Genomic DNA, 5,832 nt, shown 5'->3' with positions numbered 1-5,832 from the left:
CCGATCACCAGGACTACACTCAATGCAGTCTCTGACCATTCAAACAATGGCGACATGCGTGAGACCATAAAAATACCGGCAGTCACCATGGTTGCCGCATGAATCAAAGCAGAAATCGGCGTTGGACCTTCCATTGAATCGGGCAACCAAACGTGCAGCGGTACTTGTGCTGATTTACCCATAGCGCCGATAAACAGCAAAATACAAATAACTGTCATTAATGACCATTCAACACCAGGGAAAATACTAATAGTGGTATCAGCATGATCAGCGGCACCAGCAAACACTTCGGCATAATCAAGTGAACCAAAGTACATCAACACCGCAGCAATGCCCAATAAGAAACCAAAATCACCCACACGGTTAACTAAGAATGCTTTGAGGTTGGCATAAATCGCTGTGGGTTTTTTATACCAAAAGCCAATCAGCAAATAAGACACTAGCCCTACTGCTTCCCAGCCAAAGAATAACTGCATGAAGTTATTAGCCATAACCAACATCAACATGGAGAAGGTAAAGAGTGAAATATAACTGAAAAAGCGTTGGTAACCCGGATCATCGCGCATATAACCAATGGTATAAATATGTACCATTAGTGAAACAAAGGTGACCACAATCAACATCGTCGCGGTTAATTCATCAACCAAAAAACCTATCTCAAAGTTGATGCCGTCACTCAACAGCCATTGATAGACCGTCTCATTATAGGTCGGTGCGTCGTTGAGTATGATGTGATTAAACACCACCAGCGATAAAATAAATGAAATCGCTACGCCAATAATGGTCACCCAATGGGCACCAGAACAGCCAATTTTCTTACCGAACAAACCGGCAATAATGGCGCCGACAAGCGGTGACAAGGCGAGTATCAGGTATACCTTATCCATGATCTACTGTCGCCCTCTGCTACTGCTGCAATTCATTTAACTCACCAACATTAATCGTCCGACGATTGCGGAACACGGTGATTAAGATAGCCAAACCAATGGCTGCTTCTGCAGCGGCGACAGTAAGAATAAAGAAGACAAAAATTTGCCCAGCAATATCACCGTGAAAATGTGAGAAGGCGATAAAGTTCATATTAACAGCCAGCAACATCAGCTCAATAGACATTAACAAGATAATGACATTTTTACGGTTCAAGAAGATACCAGCGATACTGAGACAAAACAGAATCCCGCCAAGAACAAGGAAATGAGATAAAGAAATCATGGCTCTGTTCCGCCGTTAGGTTCAGAGGAAGGTTTAGGCGAAGACGCCATCTTTACGATACGTAAGCGATCTGCTTTACGTGCCAATACCTGCTCACCAGGATCTTGATATTTACTACTGGGTCGGCGGCGCAATGTCAACATAATCGCTGCCACAATGGCTAATAATAAAATGGCGGCAGCCAACTCAAAGGCATAGAGATAAACCGTATAAAGAACTAAACCCAGTTCTTTGGTGTTACTGTAATCAGCGCCGTGCGGCACAGGCGCAGCATAATTCTCTAAACCAAAATTAGGGCCAACTACCAGAAAAATTTCAACTACCATGATCAACGCAACAATAATTCCGATCGGCAGGTTTTTAATAAAGCCTTCGCGTGTTGGCTCAAAATTAACATCAAGCATCATTACCACAAACAAAAACAACACCATGACCGCGCCGACATAAACCAGCACCAGAACAATAGCCAAAAACTCTGCCTCAAGTAATAGCCACAAACCCGCACTAGTGAAAAATGCCAACACCAGAAACAACACTGCATGTACTGAATTGGGCACCGTGATAACAGCGGCTGATGCTGCCACCAGTATTACCGCAAAAAAATAAAATATTACAGGCTCTATCGCCATACTAAATCGCTTCCCTGTAATGTTAAATTAAATGATGTGTTCATATTGTTATCTAAACGCAGCATCTTGTGCACGGTCAGCAGCGATCTGTTGCTCATTTTCATCGCCAATAGCTAATAGTTTTTCCTTTGTCATAATATGTTCACCACGATTTTCAAAGTGGTACTCAAAAATCCGTGTTTCAACAATTGAATCAACAGGACAAGCTTCTTCACAGAAACCACAGAAAATACATTTAAATAAATCAATATCATAACGTGTGGTACGGCGCGTCTTGTCTTCACGCTCTTCTGATTCAATGGTGATTGCTAATGCTGGGCAAACCGCCTCACACAACTTGCAAGCAATGCAACGTTCTTCACCGTTCGGGTAGCGACGCAATGCGTGCAGACCACGAAAACGCGGCGACTGTGGTGTTTTTTCTTCTGGATACTGAACCGTAATCTTCTTTTTAAAAAAATAACGGCCGGTGAGCATCAAGCCGCGAAATAACTCGACCAACATGAAGCTGTTAAAATAATGTCCCAATTTACTCATCGCATTTTTCTCTCACAGAACATCATCTACGCCTTATCAAACCAAGGACCAACTTCACCTAACACCAGAAAACCGGTGACCACTATCCAGACTATGGTGATCGGAATAAACACCTTCCAACCCAGGCGCATAATTTGATCATAACGATAACGCGGGAAAGTTGCTCGAAACCATAAAAACAGGAACAGGAAAAAACTCATCTTGAGTAACAACCAAGCAATACCTGGCACCCAAGAAGTTAAAGCATCTAAATTCAAAAACGTAACACCTTCAAACGGTGACAACCAACCACCCATAAACATAATGGCTGTCAGCGCAGCAATCAAAATCATACTGGCGTATTCTGCCAAAAAGAATAAGGCAAAGGTCATGCCCGCATATTCAACGTGAAAACCAGCGACAATCTCTGATTCACCTTCGGCAACATCAAACGGTGCGCGGTTAGTTTCAGCCACACCGGAAATAAAATAGACAATAAACATTGGCAACAATGGCCAAAGAAACCAATGACCAATGCCGCCCTGCTGGCTCAAAACAATTTCTTGCAGATTCAAGCTGCCTGCTGCCATTAATACGGTAACCAAGGCAAAACCCATTGCGATTTCATAGGATACGACTTGCGCTGAACTACGCAGCGCACCCAAGAATGCATACTTTGAGTTAGAAGCCCAACCAGCAATAATGACACCGTAAACACCGATCGATGTCATGGCCAGGATATATAATAAACCAGCATCGATGTCTGCCAGAACAAGCCCTTCATCAAACGGAATGACTGCCCATGCCGCCAATGCCGGAGCCAATACTAAAAGCGGCGCAATAACAAACAAAAAACGGTTGGCATTGGTTGGAATAATAATTTCTTTCAGCGCCAATTTAAGGCCGTCAGCTATGGGCTGAAGCAAACCAAACGGACCCACACGGTTTGGCCCGATACGCACCTGCATATAACTAATAACCTTACGCTCTGCCAGGGTTAAATAAGCAACAGACAGCATGATTGGCACTACGATGACAACAATCTTGAGTAGTATTTGAATTAACTCAGGGAGCCAATTCCAACTATCGAGCACGATTTGCAACATCTACTTATCTGTCTCGCTAACGCTGGATTTGCACAGCTTGTTGGCTAAAATCAAACATGACTGTCGTAGGCACACCAATCGGTATGTATACGCAATCATCTGGTACACGTTCGTTTATTTGTAGTGGTAAAGATATTTCTGTACCTGATGTACTTAAGTGCACTTGATCAGCATTCGATAGGCCATATTTTTCAGCACATCGACTATTCATGCCTACCAATTGCGAGTTTTTAGCATCAATCGTATCTTGTAATGCCTGAGATCGACGTACCGTCGCATCTACAGCATATATAGGGATATCGCTGACTATTTGCAGCTGATCATTACTTGCTTTTAATTCTGTGGGACAACACCAACCACCGGCTAAATTAGGTGCGTCAGAGGTCATGCGCACAATGTCGTCACGTACTTCTTCAGAACTAGTGTAATCAAAACCCTCTATATGACAGAGATTTCCTAGCACGCGTAACACTTTCCAAGCTGGCCTGGCTTCGCCTGGTGAAGCAACAGAGCCAGCAAAGCTTTGCCAACTGCCTTCGATATTAACGAAGGTCCCCGACGTTTCAGAGAAAGGACCAACCGGTAATAAAACATCGGCATAAGCACGCATTGAATCCGTCACATAAGGTGTCAACATGACTGTTAGCTCTGCCTGTGATAAACCGTTAATCGCTTGCGCTGCATTAGCAATATCAAACTCCGGTTCAATCCCTAACAAAACATAGGCTTTTAAATGTTGTATAAGCATTTGTTGCGTATTAAGGCCACTACGTGATGCGGCAGCACCATCGATTACACGATGCGGCACTGCACCCGCCAACCAAGCACCTGGAGAATTGGCTCCATCAGTTAATACACCCACTGAGCTATTACTCATCTTCGCAATAGCTGTTGCCAATGCTTTGATGCCCGCATAATCATAATGATGTAACGATTGCGTACCTAATATTACTGCTGACTTATCACCATCACTCAATTGCTGTGCAATGACACGATGCGATTCTGTGACGGTCACATCATCAACCAACAAAGCAATACCATCTGGCGCACTAGCGCCTTTCTCAACAAGCGCTTTAGCGATACCAGCAAGCTCACCAACATGACGTGATGGCACAGCAACGATTGATTTAGACACAGCGAAGCTAAACTCATAATCCAAACCGTTAACAAAAGACACTTTTGCGCCAGCCAGCGTCGCTTTACGCAAGCGATGTCCCGCAATGGGTTGCTCTTTACGGATATTTGAACCAATCAACAAAGCTGCGTTAAGCTGATCTAGTTCGCTAATACGCATGCCCAGACTTGGATAATCTGGCGCAAACTCATCGGCACTAAAGTCTTGTTGGCGTAGGCGATGATCAACATTACTTGAACCTAAGCCACGCATGAGCTTTTGCAATAAAAATGATTCTTCTAACGTTGAAGACGGTGATAACAAAGCACCAATCTGGCTGGCACCATGTTGGTCTTTAATTTTGCCAAGATCTTGCGCCACTTTTGTTAACGCAGTCTGCCAGTCAACCTCTTGCCACTCGCCACGTTCTTTAACCATGGGTTGCAATAAGCGATCGTTATTCAGGCCTTCATAAGAAAAGCGATCACGGTCAGAAATCCAGCATTCATTAATATCTTCATTATCACGTGGTAGTGCACGCTTGATTTCGTTAAAACTGCTATGAATAACAATGTTTGAACCCAAACAATCGTGCGGCGCAATCGTTTCGCTCGAGCTTAGCTCCCACGGACGCGAGGTGTAGCGGAAAGGTTTTGAGGTCAATGCACCAACAGGACAAAGATCAATCATATTGCCCGACAGCTCTGAATCAATACTCTCTTCTATATAAGTACCAATCTCCATGTGCTCACCACGACCCGTGACGCCTAACTCCATAATGCCAGCGATTTCCTGGCCAAAGCGAACACAACGCGTACAATGAATGCAACGTGTCATGTCAGTATTAATCAGCGAGCCAAGATTTTTATCTTTGACTACACGCTTGACATCGGTGTAGTCAGATGAACTGGCACCATAACCCATGGCCGTATCTTGCAAGTCACACTCACCACCTTGATCGCAAATCGGACAATCAAGCGGGTGGTTAATTAATAGAAACTCCATAGTACCGCGCTGTGCAGCCAAGGCTTGTGGCGATTTGGTATAAATGGTCATGCCATCCATAACAGGTGTTGCGCAGGCAGGCAGAGGCTTGGGTGATTTTTCAACTTCGACCAAACACATACGGCAATTAGCTGCGATAGACAATTTGTCGTGATAACAAAACCGCGGGATATGAATACCGGCTTTATCGGCCACTTCAATCAGCAGCGCACCATTTTCTGCTTCGAGCTTTTGACCGTCTATTTCTATT

6 protein-coding genes are annotated in these 5,832 nt (G+C 44.1%); all 6 read right to left on the bottom strand.

What is annotated here, in order from left to right; all coding sequences use genetic code 11:
- Window positions 1-887, bottom strand: an 887-nt coding sequence (locus tag JKY90_04680; protein MBL4851561.1) for an NADH-quinone oxidoreductase subunit L, incomplete at its 3' end; no start/stop codon positions are given.
- Window positions 888-906: 19 nt separating this feature from the next.
- Window positions 907-1,212 carry an NADH-quinone oxidoreductase subunit NuoK gene (gene nuoK / locus JKY90_04675; GenBank protein MBL4851560.1) on the bottom strand — a complete coding sequence of 102 codons (306 nt, stop codon included), beginning with the start codon at window positions 1,210-1,212 and terminating at the stop codon, window positions 907-909.
- A complete protein-coding gene (locus tag JKY90_04670) occupies window positions 1,209-1,841 on the bottom strand; it encodes an NADH-quinone oxidoreductase subunit J (GenBank protein MBL4851559.1) in 633 nt (210 codons plus the stop codon). Before JKY90_04670 ends, nuoK begins: the two co-directional genes overlap by 4 nt.
- Before the next feature lie 48 nt (window positions 1,842-1,889).
- Entirely contained in the window at window positions 1,890-2,378 is a 489-nt protein-coding gene (gene nuoI / locus JKY90_04665) for an NADH-quinone oxidoreductase subunit NuoI (protein MBL4851558.1), read from the bottom strand.
- Between the two features lie 26 nt (window positions 2,379-2,404).
- Entirely contained in the window at window positions 2,405-3,463 is a 1,059-nt protein-coding gene (nuoH, locus tag JKY90_04660) for an NADH-quinone oxidoreductase subunit NuoH (GenBank protein MBL4851557.1), read from the bottom strand.
- A 16-nt stretch (window positions 3,464-3,479) separates the two neighbouring features.
- Window positions 3,480-5,832 (bottom strand): NADH-quinone oxidoreductase subunit G (locus JKY90_04655; GenBank protein MBL4851556.1); only part of this gene is annotated, 2,353 nt, incomplete at its 5' end.

The organism is Gammaproteobacteria bacterium (genome assembly GCA_016765075.1).
Taxonomy (GTDB): Bacteria; Pseudomonadota; Gammaproteobacteria.
The sequence above is the reverse complement of the archived record's forward strand: the minus strand, read 5'-3'. Positions and strand labels throughout refer to the sequence as shown.

Coding starts and splice junctions, on each gene's coding strand:
- nuoH (MBL4851557.1), bottom strand. CDS start 3,463: ATGTTGCAAATCGTGCTCGATAGTTGGAATTGGCTCCCTGAGTTAATT.
- nuoK (MBL4851560.1), bottom strand. CDS start 1,212: ATGATTTCTTTATCTCATTTCCTTGTTCTTGGCGGGATTCTGTTTTGT.
- JKY90_04670 (MBL4851559.1), bottom strand. CDS start 1,841: ATGGCGATAGAGCCTGTAATATTTTATTTTTTTGCGGTAATACTGGTG.
- nuoI (MBL4851558.1), bottom strand. CDS start 2,378: ATGAGTAAATTGGGACATTATTTTAACAGCTTCATGTTGGTCGAGTTA.